The organism is Gordonia araii NBRC 100433 (genome assembly GCF_000241265.1).
Lineage (GTDB): Bacteria > Actinomycetota > Actinomycetes > Mycobacteriales > Mycobacteriaceae > Gordonia > Gordonia araii.
The window spans coordinates 27923-47269 of sequence record NZ_BAEE01000027.1; the positions used below are offsets into that span (position 1 = coordinate 27923).

The following is a 19347-nucleotide window of genomic DNA, read 5'->3' on the forward strand; positions in this document are numbered from 1 at the left end:
TGATCGCGGGACTGTGAGCGGGCGGGCGAATGACCCGCGCGAGCGCCGCCGACCGGCGAGGGAACAGAATACGATTCCCCTATGAGAATGCTCGCCGTGGCCGTCGGCTCCCTTGTCGCTCTCAGCGCGGTCGGAGCGCCGAGTGCATTCGCCGACAGCCGGTCCACCGAGCGGGTCGGTTCCCATTCTTACGAGTTGTACCGACCATCGGGTCTGGCGTCGCCGGCACCACTGGTCGTGGTCCTGCACGGCGGCTTCGGCACCGGCAAGCAGGTTGAACGCGACTACGGCTGGAACCGGCAAGCACGGGCGGGACGCTTTGTCGTCGCCTACCCCGACGGGATCGCCCGCTCGTGGAACGCCGGCGGGTGCTGTGGCCAGGCTCAGTCGAGGAACGTCGACGATCTCGGTTTCCTGCGGCGGGTCGTCGACGACGTAGCGCGCAAAGCTCCGGTGGACCGCAAGCGCGTGTTCATCGCCGGCATGTCGAACGGCGCGATGATGGCGTTGCGCGCGGTCTGCCAGACGTCGGTGTTCCGCGGTGCCGTCTCAGTGGCCGGCACCCTGGTGAGTTCTTGCGAACGACCGGCTTCGGTGCTGCAGATCCACGGCACGGCCGATCCGCGGGTGCGCTACCAGGGAGGCACCGGGTCGGGCTCGGCGCAGGTCGACGGCCAGGCCATCGAAGCCGTCGATCAGCGGCTGCGTCGCCTCGCGCGGTGCCCGGCACCCAAGCGTTCACGCGTAGGCACGGTCGTACGATCGACCGCCACTTGCCCGTCGGGCCGCGTGGTGGAGCTGATCACCATCGAGGGCATGGGACACCAATGGCCGGGCGCCAGTAAACGGCTGCCCACATTGGGGCCGCCCTCGTCGGCGATCAACGCCACCCAGGTCGCCTGGCGCTACTTCGCGCGGCTATAGGCCCGAACCCAGCCGCGCGCACCCGGCTGGCCCCGACGGCGCGGGGCGTTCCGCGGAACGTTTTCGCCACATCCGTCACTCTTGTTTCAGGCCGAATATTGTCCGACCCCACCCATAGACTGAACCCAAATCGAACTCCAGTTCTAAGGGGGGGAACCTGATGTCTGCGACGGTCACCAATCTGTTCGACGACGCTGCCGCTACCGACCTGTCCGACGACGAGCTAGAACGGCGCGTGCTCGGCCATGCGGCACAGATCGCCGTGCTGACTGGCCGGTTCTTGGACTACCTCGGCGAGTTCGACGCTCGGGGCGCGTGGATGGGCCCCGGGATGCACTCGTGCGCGCAGTGGTTGTCGTGGCGGGCAGGAATGAGCCTGCGCACGGCACAGGAACACCTGCGAGTCGCACGGGCGCTTCCCGGACTGCCGATGGTGCGCGAACACCTCCTGGCCGGCCGCCTGTCGTTCTCGAAGGTCCGCGCACTGACTCGTGTCGGCACCCCGGAGCGCGAACCCGAACTCGTCAACTTCGCGCTCTCCGCAACCGCCGCACAGCTCGACCGACTGGTCGGCACCATGCCGAAGATCGACAACCAAACCGACTATGACGATCCCGAGGAGCGCGCGAGCCGGAACGAGGAGAACCAGCCCAGGCCGATCGAATCGTATGCGTCGTGGCGATGGAACGAGGACGGCTCACTGCGAATGAGCATGTGCCTCAATCCGGTCGACGCCGCCCACGTACTCGCGGGACTCGTGCGCGCCGAGTATGAACGCACTCGCGTCGATGGCGATGCCGACCTGCCCCGCGCCGAAGAATTCGGCGGCTTGGACGAGGGTGACGCAAACGCGACGGAAGGCAGCGCAAGCGCGGCGAAGCGACACCGCGATTTGTGGCGGAACGTGCCCGCCAACGTCGCACCGGCGCTGGTCATGATGGCTGACGCCGTTATCGACGCGGTCAGCATGCCGGAGATCGCCCCTGGCGCGGAGATCCTTGTCCACGAGACTCCAGAACCCGAGGCCGCGGGCCGGTCAGAATCGGCGACCGCACATCTCGACGAGGGCCCAATCCTCACCGATGCCCAGCACGACGAGCTGCGCTGCAACGCGTCAGTGCGCAGCGTCGGGCACGACAGCTCCCGATATGCCGTCGGCCCCCAGCTGGGACCGATCGTGTGGTGGGGGCGCAAACGTCGCTTCCCGAATCCGGCGCTCACGCGGACCGTGTACATGCGCGATCGATCCTGCCGAGCACCAGGCTGCGGCCGGACTCGCGGACTGCATATTCATCACGTGCTCCCGTGGTCGCAGGGCGGCACGACCGATCCGGACAATCTGATCCTGCTGTGCGCCCATCACCATCGCATGTTGCACGACGACGACTTCGTCATCCTCGCACTGGGCAAACAACGGTTCCGGTTCCAGACGACCGCGGGCAGCGAACTGAAACCAGCGCCGGCCATGCTGCCCGGTCCCGCCGAATCGACGTCATGGAACCCCGATGCCCGAATAGCGCACGACGCGTTGACGCCGGAGGGCAACGGGCCACTTGACCTCGGCTATGCGACCGATGTGCTCTACGCCATCTGGGATCGGCGGGCGCGAGAGCGCAAGGCAGCTGACAACGCCACTAACGAACCCGTGGCAGCCTGACGAACGATGCGAAATCGACGACGCTCACGCCTGACTGGCGACGATAGTCACGACCGTCGCGATCGCGACCACGGCTGAGACGACCGCCGGCATCGCATTCGCACGGTCGGCCGAGTCTCCCGTGTAGTCGCCCCAGGCGACGTGGTAGCCGACCGCACCGAGGAGCAGGATCGTCATGCCGACCGCGCTCGCGATGCCGATCGGGTGATAGCGCAGGCCCACGAGCAGGCCCACCGCGGCCGCCGTCTCGGCGGCCCCGATGAACCGGATCTTGCCGTCGCCGAATCCGTGTCGCCGCAGATTGGCCGTCGGCATGCCTCGCAGAACCACCTTGGGCAGGCCGGCGAACAGGCAGATGACGACGAGCACGAGGCTCAGCGCAATAGCGGCAACGCTCATTCGACTCCCCTACGGCGTGTACATCCACTTCTCGATTGATCGCCAGCCGGCACCCTTGTTGCACGTCGTGTAGCCGACGTAGGCACCCGCGTACGCGCCAATGTACGCGCCGTAGAGCGCACCCGGGATAGCACCGAAGATAAAGAAGAACAGACCGATCACCGCACCGACGGCGACGCCGATCAGCAGACCGCCCCCGATGTAGCCCGATGCGCACGGCCAGTCTTCTTTGAGCTGCGCCCACATGGCGTCCCACGCCTGCCCTTTGGTCATCCGCTTGGACTTCTTGCGCTTGACCTTTGGCTTCCCGTCCTTGGCATGCGGCTTGCCGCCGGTCGAGCGCTTGGCGGCCAATGTCTTGTCGACCAGCGGGGTCAGCGCCACCGACTTGCGGTCGGACGAAACCGCCGAGCGGATCGGGACCGTCGTGCCTTCGCCGACGTTGAGTGAGAGCGGCAGACTGTCGACTGTCTTGCCACGAGAATCGACGATCAGCAACGCGTCGCCCGCCTGGCTGGGCCTGAACAGGCCGTCGGCGAGCTTCACGACGACCGACTGCGCGTCGTCGGAGGCGGACACCGTTGCCGATCCGAACGTCATCGTCGCCGCGGCAGGTTTGGCACCGGCAGTGCCCGACGGCAGGACCAGCGCCGTCGCGACCAATGCCGCGAGCGCCACCCCGAGCGATTTCCCGAGCTTCACGAGTTCTCCTTGGAAGTTTGGTTAGCAAAACCTAAGGAAATCCTTACCCGATGACCATAAGTGCTCGTTGGGCGAATTGAATGTGCCGTCGCTCACAGCTCGGAAGCTGACGCCCTCGGGCAGCACAAAGCCGCGCCCGCCGGGACCGAAGTCACCGACGGGCGCGGAGCGAGATGTGGCGGTCTAGTTCGCGTTGCCTCCCGAACTCGACGGACCGGTCGTGCCACCGGGTGCCGAACTCGTGCCATCGGGAGTGGACGTACCGAACGACGGGGCACCCGTGGGTCCGGAGAAGGACTTCGGGACCGAGTTGAACGGCAATTGAGGCCGGCTCGGCGCGCTCCAGGTGTTCTGACCGCCCGTGCCCTGCGACGACGGCGGCTTCCAACTCGGAGCCCAGCTCTGCCGCTGCTCCTTCCAGGTCTGCGACCGTTGCTGCCAGTTCTGCGTCGGCGATTGCTGGGTCTGCGGCTGCACGCTCTGGACCTGGCTGCGGGCCTGCGTCGGAACGCCGACATTCGACTGGGTCGCGGGCGTACCTGCCTGAGGCGCATTCAGCGTCGACGGAACACCGGTCTTCAACTGCGTCTGCAGCGACGTGACGAAGCTGTTTGTCGCAGTGCGAGCTGCCGACGTCGCGGCCGGGTCCGAGGTCGGCAGGCCGGCGGTGAACGGCAGTGTCGGGAGCCCGCCGCCGCCGATGATGTCACCGATCAGTTGCGCCAACGCCAGTAGGTTCTCACCCGGGAACCTGATGTTGTCGAAGCTCAGCCCACTGATGCTCGGAATGATCTGCGACGGGTCGAACGCGTTGAACTGCACATCCGGGAAACCGAGGTAGTTCGGCGTGTTCGGCGTAGCCACGTTTCCGCCGGGGTTCGGCGTCGAGGGAGTTCCCGTGGACGACGCGATCGCCGGGAAGATCGTTGCCGTCTGCCCCAGCCAATTGACGACGATAGGGTTGATCAGACCGTAGTCGCTGGTCAGCGATACCAAGCTCGGCAACCCGTATGCGCCGGTACGCCCGCCCGCACTGAATCCCAACCGCACAAAGTCGTCGGTAAGGAGTTTTTGGATCGACTGGCCATCCCCAGTGATGATTCCACCGATCAGATCACCAAGCGTGTCACCGGGAGAGGTCAACAGGTTCAGAGCACCCAGCGGGTTTACTAGCGCACCCGAGATCGACTGATCCGCGGGATTATGATTGCCCGCCAGCACTCCCAGCGCGTTCACGCATGTGCCGTCCGTTGACGAACTAGCGAATGTCAGTAGCCCAAGGCACGCCACTTGGCCGGATGGGATATTTATGATGCCCAGAATCGACGCGTCGGTAGTAGCCAGGGCGAGTCCGATCAAAGAGAATGCGGTAGCCCTCTCACCCTGGCCTGCAAAAGTCACGGCGAACGAAAGCGGTAGGACTGCAATCGACGTTGTATCTCCAACGAAGTCCTTGACTCCTGGAGTGATTACTGTGCCGTTCCACAGAATGTCCCCACCGGGAAGAGCCCGAACGATACCTTCTGGGTCGACGGCGGTGCCGCCGAGAATGCTGTGCGACGCCGCTTGCGCCTCCTGCGGCGGCGCAACGAGCGCCCCACCAAGCGCGACGGTCGACGCGGCGGCGACCGCTGCGACGGTCTTCCGCATTCGCATGTTCTTGCGGCGAGCCGCCCTGTTCTGTGTCCCCCGACCCCCGTTGCTGCGCTTCGCGAACTTCACGACAAACTCCTGCCTGCTCAACAGGAGCCGAACACCGACGGAACTGCCGGCGTCTCTAGATTGAAACACCGAAATCGGTCCAGGTGACCCAGATCACCTAAACAGCCCAAGGCTCTCTACCTGGACAAATGACCGAGTCAAGCGACCACTCCGCTTGGCGGCCGACACAAAGAACCGCGCCCGCCGGGACCGGAGTCACCGACGGGCGCGGAGTCTAGGGCGCGTCTAGTTCGAGCCACCTCCAGACGTCGCGCCGGTCGCTCCTGTACCGCTCGGGGTAGCGGACTTGCCACCCCAGCCACCGAACGAGGGCTTGGTCCCCGAGCTGAACGGAGATTGCGGTCGGCTCGTACCACTCCAGTTGTTCTGGCCGGCAACGCCCGCACCCTGCTGCGACGGCTGTCCGGCTGCACCCTCGGACCGCTTCCAGCTAGGCGTCCAGCTCTGCTGCTTCTGCTGCCAGGACTGCGTGCGCTGCTGCTGGTTTGCCTTCCACGTTTGCTGGGTCTGCTGCCACTTGTCGGTGGTGCCCTGCCAGCTCTGCTTGGCCCCGGACTGCCAATTCTTGACCGCGTCGCCGGCCTTCACCGAAGGCGTCGCCGACTTGGCCGCGGCAGATTGCGTCGCGGGCGCCGGCGAGGTTGCGGTGACCAGCTTGTTGATGGTCGCGGGCGCCACGCCGGCACCGGCCAGCGTGCTGGCGCTCGACTTGTCCTCAACGCCAAGTTGCTTCGCTGCGAGGAGATTGAGGCCGGCATTCTGAACCGTGTTTGCGCCGGGGCTCGACAATGGAAGAATTCCACTGAGCCCAAACGCATCCGCAAGGTTTCCTATGAACGGGAGCGTGAAGCTATTCAGACCTGTCACGGTCGGTAGATTTAACGTTGGCGTACCCGGAATGACGTGCGGAAGTGCAAGGTAGTTTGGTCCCTTATTTCCGTTCACATCTCCGTCTTTAAAGGTCGGAAAAAGCACAACTTTCTGTCCGAGCCAATCGATCGTGATCGGTTCCTGAAACCCGTACGTGCTTGTCAATGCCACCAAGTTGGGGAGACCATATTGCCCGGTGCGATCGCCGCCTACCGTGAGCCGGGCGATATCTGCCGTGAATATGTCCTGCAGCGACTGACCGGTCAGCAAGCCACCGATTACCCTCTCCAGAACGCCATCCGTGTCGGTAAAGACATCAAGGAGCGCAAACGGATTGGTGATGGCCGCTTGCAGTTCCGGGATACTCCTGTCGCCGGTGAGAATGCGACCGTCAAACGTACCCAACAAGTTCCCGCATGCACCCAACCCCTCCGCATAGGCTGCTGTGACGGCACCCAGGCAGTCGAGCCGCTGAATCGCCGGAATAAGAGGCAGCGCCCCCAACACTGGCGTTACACCCACACTAATGGGGTCCGTGTTCCATGCGTTGGCAATGCCAAGCAGAGCAAAAGACGTCGATGTGCGTCCACCTGATGCGCCTGCCGTTGCAAGGCTCAGCGGCAGGTACGAGATCGCAGTGGCCTTCCCTCCTGTAGATGCGAGCGCAAACTGGATTCCACTCCCGATCACTTTGGCGGTACCACTAGGCAGGGGGCGGCTGGGCAACGGCCAAATGTCAAGGGGCAGCACGTAGACCGGGTCTGGCACCACAACCGCAATCCCGGTTCCCGAGGACTGCGAGCAATCCGCAGTGCCACCACCCACGACCTTTGGTTCATCCATCGTCGAACCACAGAGGGCCGTGTTCCACACAGCCGCCGCGGAGCTAGCTCCACTCACAATCCCTGCGATGAGGTCATCGAGTGGACCCGCATTCGCCTCCTGCGGCGGGGCGACGAGCGCGCCACCCAGCGCGATTGCTGACGCAGCCGCTACAGCGGCTACGGCTCCTCGCATGCGCCGGGATCGGCGTGGTCCTGCCTTCGTCTTCACACTCGCGTCGCTACGCTTCGTTGCCTTCACGACTGACTCCTGTCTCGTGCCCTGGTCTGTGACCGCCCAACCGGATCAACCGGTCTTTGACGATTCAAACACTGAATTTAGCGGGCGTGACGCGGTTCACACAAATCCGCCGCGCAACCTTCTGACCTGGACATATGTCCGTCGATTTGGGTCGCTCGACCAACTCGTCGGTAAGGAAGCGGACCGGAGTCCACCGCAAACCACATGTCCGCAGGTCACGACCTCAAGCCGCGCGAATCCGACATCACGGACGCAGATGCACGACGTTGATCTGGTGCCGATCGGCCAGTCGCTGGGCGATCAGCGACCGGTGGCACACCACGGGCTCGCGCTCGACGCAAAACAGTGCCGCCAGTCCCTCGCCGGGCAGTGCTGCGACGATCGGCGCCAGATCAGCGTCGTCGAGAATCTCGCGGGTGTAGCGGCGGACATACTCGGCTGCCGGCACCTGCCGTGAGCGCTTACCGACTCCCCGTCGGGCATCCTCGGCGTACTGGACCTCGCGAATCTCGGTCGTGGGTGCGAGTTCGCGCCGATGGTCGTAGTCGATGCCGGCGCCGGCCAACGCTGCCTGCAGCCGCCGGGCATTGGCCCAGGCGTAGTCGGGCCCGCGAACACCGCGGCGCTGTCGGACGTCTAGCAGGAGCCGGACGTCGGCTTCTCGGAGTCTGCGGAGGAAAGTGTCACCGTCGAATCCGTAGACGCCGATCGTTGCCATTGTTGGCATGTTGTCTCACCTTGGTTTCGATACACCGTCGTCAGGGCTGGTCTCGATACGACCGCTCCTTCGTCGCGGTCACTCGACCACCCACAAAACCCCGACCACCCAGTAATCCGCCCGACCGCCGTCGGGATGGTTTCGATACGCCGCCTCGGCTGGCGCCTCGACGGCACTCAACCACCCAAGAAGTTCGCCCGAACCCCATAGGGCCACGCGACCACCTAGCCGCCGTTCAACCACTCACTGGGGCCACGGCTATTCCGTCCAGCTCTACTAGCTGGCCCGGGATCGCCAGCCTCGTGACGCCGAGCATCGTCGTCGTCGGAGCCACGCCGGCCGCGGCCAGCCTCGAGGCCAGCACGCCGTAGTGGGGGAACAGCGCATCAACGTCGGTCGTGTAGACGTTGAGCCGCACGAGGTTCGCCAGCGTCATGTCAGCCGCGGCGAGCACTGCCTCCACGTTGTCGACGGCGAGCGCCAACTGGGCAGCGATATCGCCGTCGTGTTGCGGTCGGCCGTCACCGTCCATCGCGGTCTGACCGGAAATGTGAAGCGTCCGGCCCTCCCCTGTCACGACCTCGCCCTGGTTGAACCCCATCTCCTGCGACCACGTCACCGGATTCACTGCCATTCGCTCCATTGCCACTCCCATCGGAACACGCGCCCGGCGGCTCGATTGCCGCTCTCGTCAGCGTCGCGAGAAGTAGCCTGACAACGAAACATGACACCCTATGTCGTGTTTTATCGGGAGGATTGATTCATGCGCGCCGATCGCTTGGTCTCGCTGGTGCTGTTGCTGCGCCAACGTGGTCGAATGACGGCCGACGCCCTGGCCGACGAGCTGGAGGTATCGACGCGCACGGTCCTGCGTGACATCGATGCACTCTCGACCGCGGGCGTCCCCGTCTACGCCGAACGCGGCCGCCACGGCGGGTTCGCGCTGCTACCCGGCTTCCGCACCGAACTCACCGGCCTCAACCACGACGAGGCGCTCGCCCTGCTGACCGCCGGGTCGGGGCGCGGTAACCAGATCTTCGGCCTCGGCTCCGCGTTGTCGGCGGCGATGCGCAAGGTCGTCGATGCTCTTCCCCACGACCATCGGGCCACGCTCGGCGACGCGGGCAGCCGACTCCTCGTCGAACCGGATACCGACCTGCTCTCACGCCGCACCGATGCCGACGACGTTGCGACCGGCACGATGAACGAGGTCCGACGCGCGGTGCTGAGCGGCCGCAGACTTCGCTTCGAATACGCGGCACCCGGCAAGCAGCCGCGCGAGCACCTCGTCGATCCGATCGGGCTGGTCACCATCCGGAGCCGCGTCTACCTGCTGGCGGCCAAGGACGGCGAGGACCGTACGTACCGGTTGTCGCGAATGCTCTCCGCACAGGAGTTGAGCGAATCGGCGCAGCGGCCCGACGACGTCGACCTCGACCGGATCTGGCGTGAACGCGGCGCGCGGTTTCTCGCGGAGAACCATCTCGCCGTGACGCTCCGCGTCGCCCCACAGCGGCGCGACGAACTGCTGAACACGGCGAACTCCGTACGCGTCGAAGAACCCGGCGACGACGGTTGGCTTCACCTGGAAGTGACCTTCGACGACCTCCGCCATGCCGTGTGGGCGCTATGGCAGCTCGACGTCGACGCCGAGGCGCTCGAACCACCGGAGCTGCGGGCGGCGCTATATGAGCGAGCGTCAGCCGTCGTCGGGCGGTACGCCGCGGATGCTGAGCGTCGGTAGCGACTTCGGCTTGCGGGGATCTCGATACACCGTCTCGCTTCGCTCGCCGGCACTCGATCACCCAAGACATCCCGCCACGCGATCGGCCGAATTGAGTTGCTCGATCGCCCGTTGGGTAGTTTGCTCGCCGGCGCTCGATCACCCATGGATGTGACAGGAGTTCACCCGTGTGGTGAAAACGTTCCGCGGAACGCGGTCACGCCGTCGCGGCTTGGCGTTCGTCGACGACGATGAGTTCGGCACCCGACCCGATCAGGTCGCTCGCGGTGAGGCCGAACATCCGCAGGAAAGTGTCGCTGAAGTGCGACGGCGACGAGAAGCCGGCGTCGGCGGCCGCCGTCGTCAGATCACCGCCGTCGGCGACCGTGCCGGCCGCCCGCAGCATCCGGGCCCACAACCGGTAGCGCCGAAGGCTCGTTCCGGTCTCCCGACTGAACCGCCGCAGGAAGTGCGACGTGGACCAGCCCGCCCGGGCCGCCAGCCCCTTCGCGTCGGGTGCCGCCGTCGGGTCGTCGAGCAGGAGGCCGACAACCGAGGTGATCCGCGGGTCGAGCGTCCGCGACCGTCTGCCGGTCGCCGTGGCGACGATCTTCATCGGGTCGGGATCGCTGTCGCGGCACATGCCGGCGAGCACCGATTCCGTCGGGAGCCGCACTGAGCAACCCCCGGGCCCGACCGTGGCCCGCGACGCCCAGTCGGCGAGCTCCGCACGTCCGGCGTCGACGTAGCAGAACAGCATGCGCGACGGCGGTGCCGCGACGATCTGATGCTCGACACGCGGCACGATCAGTGCGCTTCGCGTTCTCACCCGCTCGTCGCCGACGGCGAGGGTGAACTCCTCGTCGACGCCGATGACGATGCACGGCACCGACGTCGTGTGCGGCTGCAAGCCCAGCGATTCGCCGAGGTAGACGCCGTGTCCCGGCCAAACCCACAATCTGGCCGCAGCGCACGTTTCTGGAAGCGCGGCGACGGTCATGACTGCGATCGTAAGTCGACCACCGACCGAGGAGACAGCAATGCTGACCAATCGCCTGACCCAACTGCTGATGATCGCCGCCGGCGCGCTGCACCTGATCCCGGCGACCGCCGCCGCGTCGCGCGAACGCATCGAGGCACTGTACGGAATCACCGTGCCCAATAGCGACGTCGAACTGCTGCTGCGACACCGCGCCGTGCTGTTCGCCGTACTGGGAGTGGCGCTGATCGCCGCCGCGTTCTCGCCGCGCTCTCGAGTGCCCGTCATCGTCGCGGGCCTGGTGGCCATGGGCTCCTGGGTGGGGCTCGCGGGCGTGATCGGCACCGACAACCCTCAGCTCGACCGCGTCACACGAGGCGACGTCGTCGGTGTCGTCGCATTGATCGCCGCGGCGGTGCTGTCTCGGAGGGCCACCAGCGAGGCTTACGATTGATTCCGATCATTGCCGGAGGTGTGAATGAGTCGCCGTGTCGTGCTGATCCGCGCGGTCAACCTCGGCGGCACCGGCAAGCTGCCGATGGCACAGTGGCGAGAGATCGCGGAGTCCCTGGGCGCGAGCGACGTGTCGACCTACATCGCCTCGGGAAACATGCTGTGCACGCCGCCGGGACCTTTCTCACCGGTGCGCCCACGTGCGACGCGATCGCCCAGGCGCGCACCTACGAGACCGGCGACGACCGGTGGGAGGTCATCGGCCGGGAGATGCACATTCGGTACGCCCGCGGCGCCGGGCGCCCCCAGATGAAGGACGCCTCGATCGCCCGCGCGTTGGGCGTGGCCGGGACAGCGCGCAACCTGAACACGGTGCGCAAGCCATCGAGCTTGCGCAGTAGCAGCTACGACCCACAGGCACCGGTTTCGGTACCATAGACGGCACCAAGCCGCTCACAAGGAGATCCGAATGCCGTCGCTCAACATCTCGTTCACCGACGAAGAGCACGCACTGCTCCAGGCAGCTGCCCAGCGCGCAGGAAAAGCGCTGAAACCGTTCGCTCACGACGCTGTTGTCGATGCAGCGAGCGAGTACCGCCAGAAGGTCCTTGACGCTGCACACCGATCGGCCGCGTGGTCCAAGGAACTCAACGAGCGACTGAAGTGACTCTGTTTCTCGACCGCGATGCCGTGGTGACCGCCGGTTCAGTCGCCTGTGAAGCCACGCTCGACGTTGGCGACGAAGGTCTACTCCAATCCGCGGTCGCGCGTCCCCAATCATCCGCCTTTGGTCTCGACGCGTATCCCAACCTCTGGGACAAAGCTGCGGCCCTCATGCAGTCGCTGGCGACGAACCATCCCTTTGTGGACGGAAACAAGCGAACAGCGTGGGCGGCGGTCTTCGTGTTCTTGGATATGAATGGGATCGTCCCCCGTGGGCCACTCGACATCGATGCAGCCGAACAGTTCGTGCTCGACGTCGCTGAGAGTCGGCTCACGGAGTGGGCCGCCATCTCGGCCCGGCTGCACGACTTCTACGAGTAGCCCTACCCCTTCACCCGGTCGGCGATCACGCGCCCTTGAACGACGCGCATGATCTCGTTGGTGCCTTCGAGGATCCGGTTGACCCGGAGGTCGCGGAGAATCTTCTCGACCTTGTACTCGGTCAGGTAGCCGTAGCCGCCGTGAAGCTGGAGCGCCTGGTCGGCGACCTGATAGCAGGAATCGGTGACGTAGCGCTTGGCCATCGCGCACAGCTCGACCTTGTTCGGCGCATCGTCGTCGAGCGCGGACGCCGCATCCCACAGCATCAGGCGCGCGGTGTGCAGCGACGTCGCCATGTCGGCCAGAGCGAAACGGATCGTCGGCTCATCGATCAATGCCTTGCCGAAAGCCTTGCGCTGCGCGACGTACTCGGCCGCCGCGTCGAATGCGGCTTGGGCGCCACCGAGCGAACAGGCCGCGATGTTCAGCCGGCCGCCGTTGAGACCGGTCATCGCGATGGAGAAGCCCTTGCCCTCGACGCCTCCCAGCAGCGCGTCGTCGTCGACGCGCACGTCGTCGAAGATGACCTGCGCGGTCGGCTGAGCGTGCCAGCCCATCTTCGCCTCCAACGCCCCGAACGACAGGCCCGGCGTGCCCTTCTCCACCAGGAAGGTGGAGATGCCCTTGGGTCCGTCGCCCCCGGTGCGGGCCATCACGACGTACAGATCCGACGCACCGGCGCCGGAAATGAACTGTTTGACCCCGTTGAGGACGTACCCGCCGTCGACCTTGGTCGCGCGCGTCGAGAGCGAGGCAGCATCGGAGCCGGCCCCCGGTTCGGTCAGGCAGTAGCTGGCGATCAGGTCCATGCCCACGAGCTTGGGCAACCAGCGCGCCCGCTGCTCGTCGTCGCCGTACGTGTCGACCATCCAGGTACACATGTTGTGGATGGAGAGGAAGGCGGCGATGACCGGGTCGCCGATCGCCAGCTGTTCGAAGATCCGCACGCCGTCGAGCCGTCGCAGGCCAGAGCCGCCGTGCTCTTCATCGCAGTAGATCGCACCCATGCCGAGCTGCGCGGCGGCCCGCAATTCGTCGACCGGGAAGAACTTCGTTCGATCCCACTCCAGCGCGTTCGGGGCCAAATGCTTGGCCGCGAAAGCGGCAGCGGTATCGACGATCACCTGCTCCTGCGGGTCCATGGTCCTCATAGGTCGAGACTAATGTCACGGGGTCTCGATTTCTGATTCCCCCTGCTCACGACGTAGAATTGTCGCCCATGTCCACTGTCATTCTGTACGGAACTGAGACCGGCACCGGCGAGCAGGTCTCCGATTCCATCGCCGACGTACTCGCCGCCGAGCACGATCCGTCGATCTACGACATGACGGACTTCGCCGTGGAAGACCTCGACCCGAGCGACTTCGTCATCGTCGTCTGCTCCACCTACGGTGAGGGCGAGCTTCCCACTGGCGCACTGCCTTTCGCCGACGAACTCGATGCCAACAAGCCCGACCTGACCGGCCTGCGCTTCGCGGTGTTCGGCCTCGGCGACAAGGTGTACGGCGACACCTTCAACCGCGGTGGCGAGATCATGGCCGAGATGCTGACCAACCTCGGCGCGACGCAGGTCGGCGAGCACGGTCGCCACGACCTGTCCTCCGACATCAAGCCGACCGCTCAGGCCGAGGAGTGGGCGCAGGGTATCGCGCCGCTCATCGAGGGCTGAGAGAACTCTTTCACCGACCCGCCTCGCCCGCCCGGCGAGGCGGGTCGTCTGGTTTGACGCCCGCGGCTGCCCGTTCCTCCAGGTGATGCACGGTGACGACGTCGGCTCGGACCGCGGCCAGGCGGGCCAGTTCGAGGACGGCCCGGATCATCAGCGCCAGCACGACGCCGAGGAATAGGGCGGTCGTGACACTGACTTTGATCTCCTCGCCGAGCACCAGCATGCCCAGCGCCATCGCCACCGCCGGTTCCATCACGTTCATGGCCGGGAACGACGTCTGCAGGTCGCCGGCGCCGAACCCGCGCTGCTGCGCCACGATCGCGCCCGGAGCCACCACGAGGAGCACATAAACCTGCGGATGGGTGAACACCTCGTGCCAATCGGTGAAGGTCTGCATGATGACCGACTTCACCAGTAGCGCGGAGACGCCGAACAGCACGCCGGACGCCAATCCGTAGAAGAGTGCGCGGTAATGGTTGTTGCGGGACTTCTCGGCCAGCACGACGAGGATCGCGACGACGGCGACCACCGAAGCCGTCGCAATCGCCAGCGTGGTCATATCCGGCCGGCGGGTGGACTGCTCCGGCCGCGCGATCAGGAGGAACGTCGCAACGCAGACGACCAGCACCAGCCCCCACGCCCACTCGTTGAGATGGGGATGCCGGTCGTCGGCCCACGCCTCCATCGGCAGCGAGAACAGCACGGCGAAGACGATCAACGGCTGCACCAGCAAGATCGGGCCGAGACCCAGCGCTGCCGCCTGCGCACCGAACCCCACCAACGCGATCACGGCGCCGATCCACCACTTCGCGTTGATCGCACCGGACTCCGCCGACTCCCGCTGCCTGATCACCGTGCCGAAGGCGATCAACAGTGCGGCGACGATTGCAAGCGTCGCCGGGAGCCAGGTATGCACGTGTCCGATTATCGCTGACGCCGCGCGGCGACGCCCTGCGAGGTCACCGTCGAATCAGCGTGAGCTGGTTGGTGAACGCCCCGTTCTGGTAGACCTCCCCGGTGTAGCCGCGAGCGGCCTTGCGGAAGACGTACCGGACCCGGGGCCCGACGATTTCGCCGCCGGAACGGGTGGGCCGGATGCGATGTCGATTCGACCGATCCCGGATGGCCATCCAGTTGCCGGTCACCCAGGCTTTGTACTGCCCCATGGAGCTGCCGGTACTCGCCGTACCGAGGTAGTAGAGCGTCAGGGTGTAGCGGCGGGTGCGATCCTCGCCTCGGCGGGCGAAGCACCCAATGCCGTTGTCGCGGTTGCCGTCGCGATCACTGCCGCCGCGATCCTCGTCGTGCCTTTCATCATCGTCGCCTCCGATCCGGTTGCGCTTGCTTTCAAACGCTACGCCGGTCCGGCCGGTCGATGTCCGACGGTTGTGAAGTCCTAGCGCGGAACCAGCGTGAGATACACCGTGACGGTGTTGTGACGGGGAACCAGGAGCATGTAGGACTCCCCGACGTAGCCGTTGCCCGACCGCCGGAAGTCGCGGCGGTTGACGCCCTCGGCGACGATGTAGCCGCCGCGGCTCGTCGGGTGGATGTCGTACCAGGTCTTCTGCGTCGACGCGTAGAACCGATTGCCGACCACGCGTGCCGGGTAGGAGATGACCTTCGATCCCTGGTGGTCGTAGGCGGTGTAGGTGTAATTGCCGGGTCGGATGCGCGCCTCGGCGGAAGGTGCCGCGACCGCTGTGACGCCCGTAGCGACGGTTGCGGCCGCGATCGCCGTCGCTGTGATGCGCTTGATGTCTCGCATACAGTCCCCATTCGTTCGGGTGGGTGCGTTGCGAAGTTACCGCGCGCCACAGCGCCGCGGGGCGGGATACGCCCAACCCGGCCTACGCCGGCTCCGAAGCCCGTGTACGCCCGTCCCCTGGAATCTGCCCCGTAGGGGTCTAGCGGGGTGTCAACCGGACATACGACGTGGTCGCGGGGTTGCCGCGGAGGAAGATCCAGTACGACGGCCCCGCGTATCCGGCACCCACTCGCCTGAGGTCGGTCCTGCTCACGCCTTCCGCGACGTAGTACCCGCCGCGGGGCGTCGGGTGAATACGGTGGACCTGCCGTGGGTAGCGAACGTCCGGGTAGAAGCGGTTGCCGACCACACGAGCCGGCGTGCGAGCGATCCGGTCCCCGGAGGCGTAGGCGGAGTACCAGTAGTTGCCAGATCGGATCTTTGCTTCCGCCGGCGCCGCCGCAATCGCGGTCGCACCGGTCGCCACGGTTGCTGCCGCCAGCGTGGCAGCCGCGATCCGCTTGAACTTCTGCATGGGTCCCCCAATGTCCGAGTTGGCTATCGGCTCTGAAGAGTACCGTGGGCGCGAAGCACGGCGCGGGAAGGTCGACTATTGACTCACTGAAACAGAAAGCCCGTAAGGGGGTGAGTTCTGTGGTCATCGGTCTTGCCGGATTGCTGACACTGTCGGGTTGCTCGGCGATCGATGGTGACGCGCCGCTCCCGAATGACAAGGGCACGATCAGTGTCAACAACCCGATCGAGCGAAGTCAGACCGGCGACGTCACCACCGAAGGGCACGCCATCACAGCACGCCTCGTCGACGCACTGGTCAAAGGCGGCCTGGTGGTCGGCGACTCTTCGTTCCAGGCGTGGGATACGTGTACGTCTGCCAAGCAGTTCGCGGTCGGCTACAACCCACGCAACGGGATTCGGTACATGGCGCATATTTACCTGACCCCCAGAACCGACATCGCCAAACCAACCCGGCTGGTACAAGACATCGGGGAGGGCTGGGAGACCAAGGACGATTCGTCAAAGGGTGAGTACGGGGTGTTCTCTCTCAGCCTGAGCATCATCAATAAGGTGCAGCTTTTGGTAGTGAGTCCCTGCACGTCGTGCACAAGACCGGCAAGGACGGGATATCCATCGACGAGATCCGCGCCCTGGGTGGTTTCATACGGGAGCCGTGGGTCCAATGACAGACGAAACGCCCGCTCGCTCCAGGCAGTGGTGCAACGTCGGTTTAGTCCGCGACGTTGAGCGTCGTAGTCACCGGCGTCGGTGAGACGGTGAGGTCGAGCACGGGGCAGTGCTGGTCGACGACCTCCTGCAGATGCCGGTACTGCTCCTCGGTCGCGGGGCCGGAGATCTCGACGGCGACGCGCACTTCCTGGAATCCGGGCCTGGTCGTCTCGTCCAGGCCGAAGAAGCCGTTGACGTCGAGGTCGCCCTCGGCCCGCGCGTTCAGGCTGTCAATCTCGATGCCCAGGCGCTGCGCCCAGAACCGGTAGGTCACGACCTGACAGGAAAGCAGCGCGGCGAGGTAGTACTCGACCGGGTTGGGTGCTGAACCCTCGCCCCCGAGCGCTGGCGGCTCGTCGACGCTGACCCGGTACGGCCCCAGGGCGATGTCGGAGCCCACCCGCCCGGTCGGTTCGGCGTGCGCGGTGAAGACGGCGACGGCGGCCGCGGGGTTGGCGTCGACAGCGGCGGCGGTCGCGCTGGCGATGGCGTTGAGTTCGCCGGAGTCGGGGATGGCGTGGGGGGTAGCAGTAGTCATGACGCCGACGTTATGGCCGCGACGCCGGGCGCCCAAGGTTTAGAACCGGGGAGAGTCTGGCTCGCGCGCCGCCAATACGGTCCCGCGCCCTCGACTGCAGGTGCGCGACCAGAACGGCGGCGCGGCAACCCCAGTTTGTCGTACCGCGGCGCTAGCGTTTGAACCATGGGAGTTTCCGACGAGTTGGAGCGCCTGGTGACGCTGAGCCGTCGTCACATCGAGCAGGTCTGCGCCGACGAGACGCAGATCCCGGAGTTCATCGAGTTGTGCCGCGAGAAGTTCGACGAGCACCTCGTCGACTACGAGGAGAACCTCGACGAGGACGACGTCGAGGCGCAGCACCACTGGCAAGAGGCCGTCGCCTGGCGCGAGACGGCGGCGATCCTCACCACGATGGTCAGTCGCACCGCCGCACACCGACGCAGCGCGTGAGCCGCACGCTCGTCCTGCTCAGGCACGGCAAGTCGGCGTACCCCTCCGGCGTCGCCGACCACGACCGGCCCCTCGCCCCGCGCGGTGACCGGCAGGCCGCACTCGCCGGGCAATGGATCCGCGACGAAGGGCTGGCCGTCGACGCGGTCCTCTGCTCGACCGCCCGCCGCACGCGCGAGACCCTGACGCGCACCGGAATCACCGCGCCGACGCGGTTCGTCGACGACCTGTACGACGCCTCGGCGTCGGAAATCCTGGAGACCATCCGCATCTACGCCCCGGAGGACGCGGGCACCCTGCTGGTGGTCGGGCATGTTCCGGGGATGCCGTCGACGGCGTTGGCCCTCGACCCAGCGGGTGAGGTCGCCGAGTTCCCGACGTCGGCCTACGCCGTGTTGTCGATCGGTGTCCCGTGGCCGGAGATCGGCCTGACCACCGACGGCGACGCCCGTCTGATCGGTGTGCGGATTCCGCGCTAGCCACCCGATGTTTGACGCCCGACAACGCGGGTACCCGACTCCTCGTACAACGAACGCTGTGCGAAAGGGTGACCCAGATGCACTATCCGAAGGCCATCGGCATGCTCGGCTACATTCTGATCCTGGTCGGCATCCCGTTCATCGCGATCTGGCTGGCGCTGGCCGCGTATGCGCATCCCGACGCCGGCTGGGTCGGCGTCGCAGCGGTCAGCACGTTGCTGCTGGGCATTGCCGCGCTCGTCGTCAGCCGTCTGGTTCTAACGTCGCGTCGTGACGTCACCGAACGGGTCGAGGAAGACCCGATCCAGCCCGAGGTCACCGCGGAGGAGGCCGCAGAGTACGAGGCCCACTACCACGGTCGAGACGTCGGACGAGAATGACCGCGACGACGGTCGCGGCGTCGGCAGCGTGCGCGTCAGAGAACGCGGAACCGTCCCCCAACAGCTTCGAAGGCCGTCGGCAACCAGTCGTACACGGCGACGATGCCGGTGAGCCCGGTGCGCTGCATCGGTCGGGAGACGGCGCGCGGGCCGGTGACGGCGATCGCCCCGCCCGCGTCGATCACCGATTGGGCCGCGTCGCGCAGCGACGCCAGACCGCCGGCGCCGAGGAAGTCCACGTCGGTCATATCGACGACCACACGGCGGGCGCCGGTCGCGCATGCCGCGCTCAGATGACCGTCGAAGTCGTCGATGCTCGCCGCGTCGACCGAACCGGCGATCGTGACCAACGTCGTGCCGCCAATGTTGGAGATGTGGGCGCTGCAGACCCCGTCCCGCCAGACCGGCGTTGTCGCCATCGCGTCGGCGGCTGGTGAAGTGATGAGATCGGACATGAGCCGAACCTCCGAGATTGTGTCTCGACGGCTGGAATATTCAACCGCACTTCCGACCATAACAACGTCGGCGACCACTAGCCAGGTCTACGTCAGTCGCGCTCCGCCACAACTGTTCATCCAGCGGT

26 protein-coding genes are annotated in these 19347 nt (G+C 65.9%); 12 read left to right on the plus strand and 14 right to left on the minus strand.

Going from position 1 to position 19347, the window contains the following annotated elements; genetic code table 11:
• Nucleotides 1–81 precede the first annotated feature (81 nt).
• Nucleotides 82–924 (plus strand): CE1 family esterase, encoded by an 843-nt coding sequence (locus GOARA_RS04645; RefSeq protein WP_007321141.1) that lies wholly within the window; start codon nt 82–84, stop codon nt 922–924.
• Between the two features lie 160 nt (nt 925–1084).
• Nucleotides 1085–2581, plus strand: coding sequence for an HNH endonuclease signature motif containing protein (locus tag GOARA_RS04650; RefSeq protein WP_007321142.1), 1497 nt, complete (start codon nt 1085–1087; stop codon nt 2579–2581).
• A 24-nt stretch (nt 2582–2605) separates the two neighbouring features.
• Here the strand turns inward: GOARA_RS04650 and GOARA_RS04655 are convergent, their stop codons facing one another.
• The 6 genes from GOARA_RS04655 to GOARA_RS04680 form a co-directional block, all read right to left on the minus strand.
• Nucleotides 2606–2980, minus strand: a complete 375-nt coding sequence (locus GOARA_RS04655; protein WP_007321143.1) for a DoxX family protein — start codon at nt 2978–2980, stop codon at nt 2606–2608.
• A 9-nt stretch (nt 2981–2989) separates the two neighbouring features.
• Nucleotides 2990–3682, minus strand: a complete 693-nt coding sequence (locus GOARA_RS04660; protein WP_007321144.1) for a DUF8020 domain-containing protein — start codon at nt 3680–3682, stop codon at nt 2990–2992.
• A gap of 183 nt (nt 3683–3865) precedes the next feature.
• Entirely contained in the window at nt 3866–5332 is a 1467-nt protein-coding gene (locus tag GOARA_RS19705; RefSeq protein ID WP_138947536.1) for a hypothetical protein, read from the minus strand.
• A 297-nt stretch (nt 5333–5629) separates the two neighbouring features.
• A complete protein-coding gene (locus tag GOARA_RS18840; RefSeq protein WP_138947537.1) occupies nt 5630–7117 on the minus strand; it encodes a hypothetical protein in 1488 nt (495 codons plus the stop codon).
• A 484-nt stretch (nt 7118–7601) separates the two neighbouring features.
• Entirely contained in the window at nt 7602–8084 is a 483-nt protein-coding gene (locus GOARA_RS04675; protein ID WP_007321147.1) for a DUF488 domain-containing protein, read from the minus strand.
• Nucleotides 8085–8310: 226 nt separating this feature from the next.
• Nucleotides 8311–8718, minus strand: coding sequence for a RidA family protein (locus GOARA_RS04680; RefSeq protein ID WP_007321148.1), 408 nt, complete (start codon nt 8716–8718; stop codon nt 8311–8313).
• Between the two features lie 120 nt (nt 8719–8838).
• Between GOARA_RS04680 and GOARA_RS04685 the strand changes: the two genes are divergently transcribed.
• Nucleotides 8839–9819 (plus strand): helix-turn-helix transcriptional regulator, encoded by a 981-nt coding sequence (locus GOARA_RS04685; protein WP_007321149.1) that lies wholly within the window; start codon nt 8839–8841, stop codon nt 9817–9819.
• Nucleotides 9820–10015: 196 nt separating this feature from the next.
• Here the strand turns inward: GOARA_RS04685 and GOARA_RS04690 are convergent, their stop codons facing one another.
• Nucleotides 10016–10798, minus strand: coding sequence for a helix-turn-helix domain-containing protein (locus GOARA_RS04690; RefSeq protein WP_007321150.1), 783 nt, complete (start codon nt 10796–10798; stop codon nt 10016–10018).
• 40 nt (nt 10799–10838) lie between these two features.
• On the opposite strand from GOARA_RS04690, the gene GOARA_RS20110 reads away from it, so the two are divergent.
• The 4 genes from GOARA_RS20110 (at nt 10839) to GOARA_RS04710 (ending at nt 12274) form a co-directional block, all read left to right on the plus strand.
• Nucleotides 10839–11231: a hypothetical protein gene (locus GOARA_RS20110; protein ID WP_007321151.1), complete on the plus strand. Its 393-nt coding sequence runs from the start codon at nt 10839–10841 to the stop codon at nt 11229–11231.
• A 161-nt stretch (nt 11232–11392) separates the two neighbouring features.
• The gene (locus GOARA_RS18845) at nt 11393–11668 is read left to right on the plus strand and encodes a hypothetical protein (RefSeq protein ID WP_007321152.1); all 276 of its coding nucleotides are present in this window, start codon (nt 11393–11395) and stop codon (nt 11666–11668) included.
• A 31-nt stretch (nt 11669–11699) separates the two neighbouring features.
• Nucleotides 11700–11897: a hypothetical protein gene (locus GOARA_RS04705; protein ID WP_007321153.1), complete on the plus strand. Its 198-nt coding sequence runs from the start codon at nt 11700–11702 to the stop codon at nt 11895–11897.
• Nucleotides 11894–12274 carry a type II toxin-antitoxin system death-on-curing family toxin gene (locus tag GOARA_RS04710; protein ID WP_007321154.1) on the plus strand — a complete coding sequence of 127 codons (381 nt, stop codon included), beginning with the start codon at nt 11894–11896 and terminating at the stop codon, nt 12272–12274. The genes GOARA_RS04705 and GOARA_RS04710 overlap by 4 nt, the downstream gene beginning before the upstream one ends.
• Before the next feature lie 2 nt (nt 12275–12276).
• On the opposite strand, the gene GOARA_RS04715 is transcribed toward GOARA_RS04710, so the two are convergent.
• The gene (locus GOARA_RS04715; RefSeq protein ID WP_007321155.1) at nt 12277–13416 is read right to left on the minus strand and encodes an acyl-CoA dehydrogenase family protein; all 1140 of its coding nucleotides are present in this window, start codon (nt 13414–13416) and stop codon (nt 12277–12279) included.
• A 77-nt stretch (nt 13417–13493) separates the two neighbouring features.
• Here GOARA_RS04715 and GOARA_RS04720 point away from each other — a divergent pair, with 77 nt between their 5' ends.
• Nucleotides 13494–13943, plus strand: a complete 450-nt coding sequence (locus tag GOARA_RS04720) for a flavodoxin domain-containing protein (RefSeq protein WP_007321156.1) — start codon at nt 13494–13496, stop codon at nt 13941–13943.
• A 10-nt stretch (nt 13944–13953) separates the two neighbouring features.
• On the opposite strand, the gene GOARA_RS04725 is transcribed toward GOARA_RS04720, so the two are convergent.
• The 4 genes from GOARA_RS04725 to GOARA_RS04740 form a co-directional block, all read right to left on the minus strand.
• The gene (locus GOARA_RS04725) at nt 13954–14859 is read right to left on the minus strand and encodes a DMT family transporter (protein WP_007321157.1); all 906 of its coding nucleotides are present in this window, start codon (nt 14857–14859) and stop codon (nt 13954–13956) included.
• 43 nt (nt 14860–14902) lie between these two features.
• Nucleotides 14903–15109, minus strand: a complete 207-nt coding sequence (locus tag GOARA_RS04730) for a hypothetical protein (RefSeq protein WP_007321158.1) — start codon at nt 15107–15109, stop codon at nt 14903–14905.
• Between the two features lie 230 nt (nt 15110–15339).
• Nucleotides 15340–15711 (minus strand): hypothetical protein, encoded by a 372-nt coding sequence (locus tag GOARA_RS04735; RefSeq protein ID WP_007321159.1) that lies wholly within the window; start codon nt 15709–15711, stop codon nt 15340–15342.
• Nucleotides 15712–15850: 139 nt separating this feature from the next.
• Nucleotides 15851–16225 (minus strand): hypothetical protein, encoded by a 375-nt coding sequence (locus GOARA_RS04740; RefSeq protein ID WP_007321160.1) that lies wholly within the window; start codon nt 16223–16225, stop codon nt 15851–15853.
• 44 nt (nt 16226–16269) lie between these two features.
• Here GOARA_RS04740 and GOARA_RS19710 point away from each other — a divergent pair, with 44 nt between their 5' ends.
• On the plus strand, nt 16270–16953 hold the full coding sequence (locus GOARA_RS19710; RefSeq protein WP_007321161.1) for a hypothetical protein: 684 nt from the start codon (nt 16270–16272) through the stop codon (nt 16951–16953).
• Here the strand turns inward: GOARA_RS19710 and GOARA_RS04745 are convergent.
• Nucleotides 16937–17473: an OsmC family protein gene (locus GOARA_RS04745; RefSeq protein WP_007321162.1), complete on the minus strand. Its 537-nt coding sequence runs from the start codon at nt 17471–17473 to the stop codon at nt 16937–16939. The two genes, GOARA_RS19710 and GOARA_RS04745, sit on opposite strands and share 17 nt — an antisense overlap.
• A 165-nt stretch (nt 17474–17638) precedes the next feature.
• On the opposite strand from GOARA_RS04745, the gene GOARA_RS04750 reads away from it, so the two are divergent.
• The 3 genes from GOARA_RS04750 (at nt 17639) to GOARA_RS04760 (ending at nt 18764) form a co-directional block, all read left to right on the plus strand.
• A complete protein-coding gene (locus tag GOARA_RS04750; protein WP_007321163.1) occupies nt 17639–17905 on the plus strand; it encodes a hypothetical protein in 267 nt (88 codons plus the stop codon).
• Entirely contained in the window at nt 17902–18384 is a 483-nt protein-coding gene (locus GOARA_RS04755; protein ID WP_007321164.1) for a SixA phosphatase family protein, read from the plus strand. The genes GOARA_RS04750 and GOARA_RS04755 overlap by 4 nt, the downstream gene beginning before the upstream one ends.
• 77 nt (nt 18385–18461) lie before the next feature.
• Nucleotides 18462–18764 carry a hypothetical protein gene (locus tag GOARA_RS04760; protein ID WP_007321165.1) on the plus strand — a complete coding sequence of 101 codons (303 nt, stop codon included), beginning with the start codon at nt 18462–18464 and terminating at the stop codon, nt 18762–18764.
• Between the two features lie 35 nt (nt 18765–18799).
• On the opposite strand, the gene GOARA_RS04765 is transcribed toward GOARA_RS04760, so the two are convergent.
• Nucleotides 18800–19219 (minus strand): STAS domain-containing protein, encoded by a 420-nt coding sequence (locus GOARA_RS04765; RefSeq protein WP_245548355.1) that lies wholly within the window; start codon nt 19217–19219, stop codon nt 18800–18802.
• Nucleotides 19220–19347 lie beyond the last annotated feature (128 nt).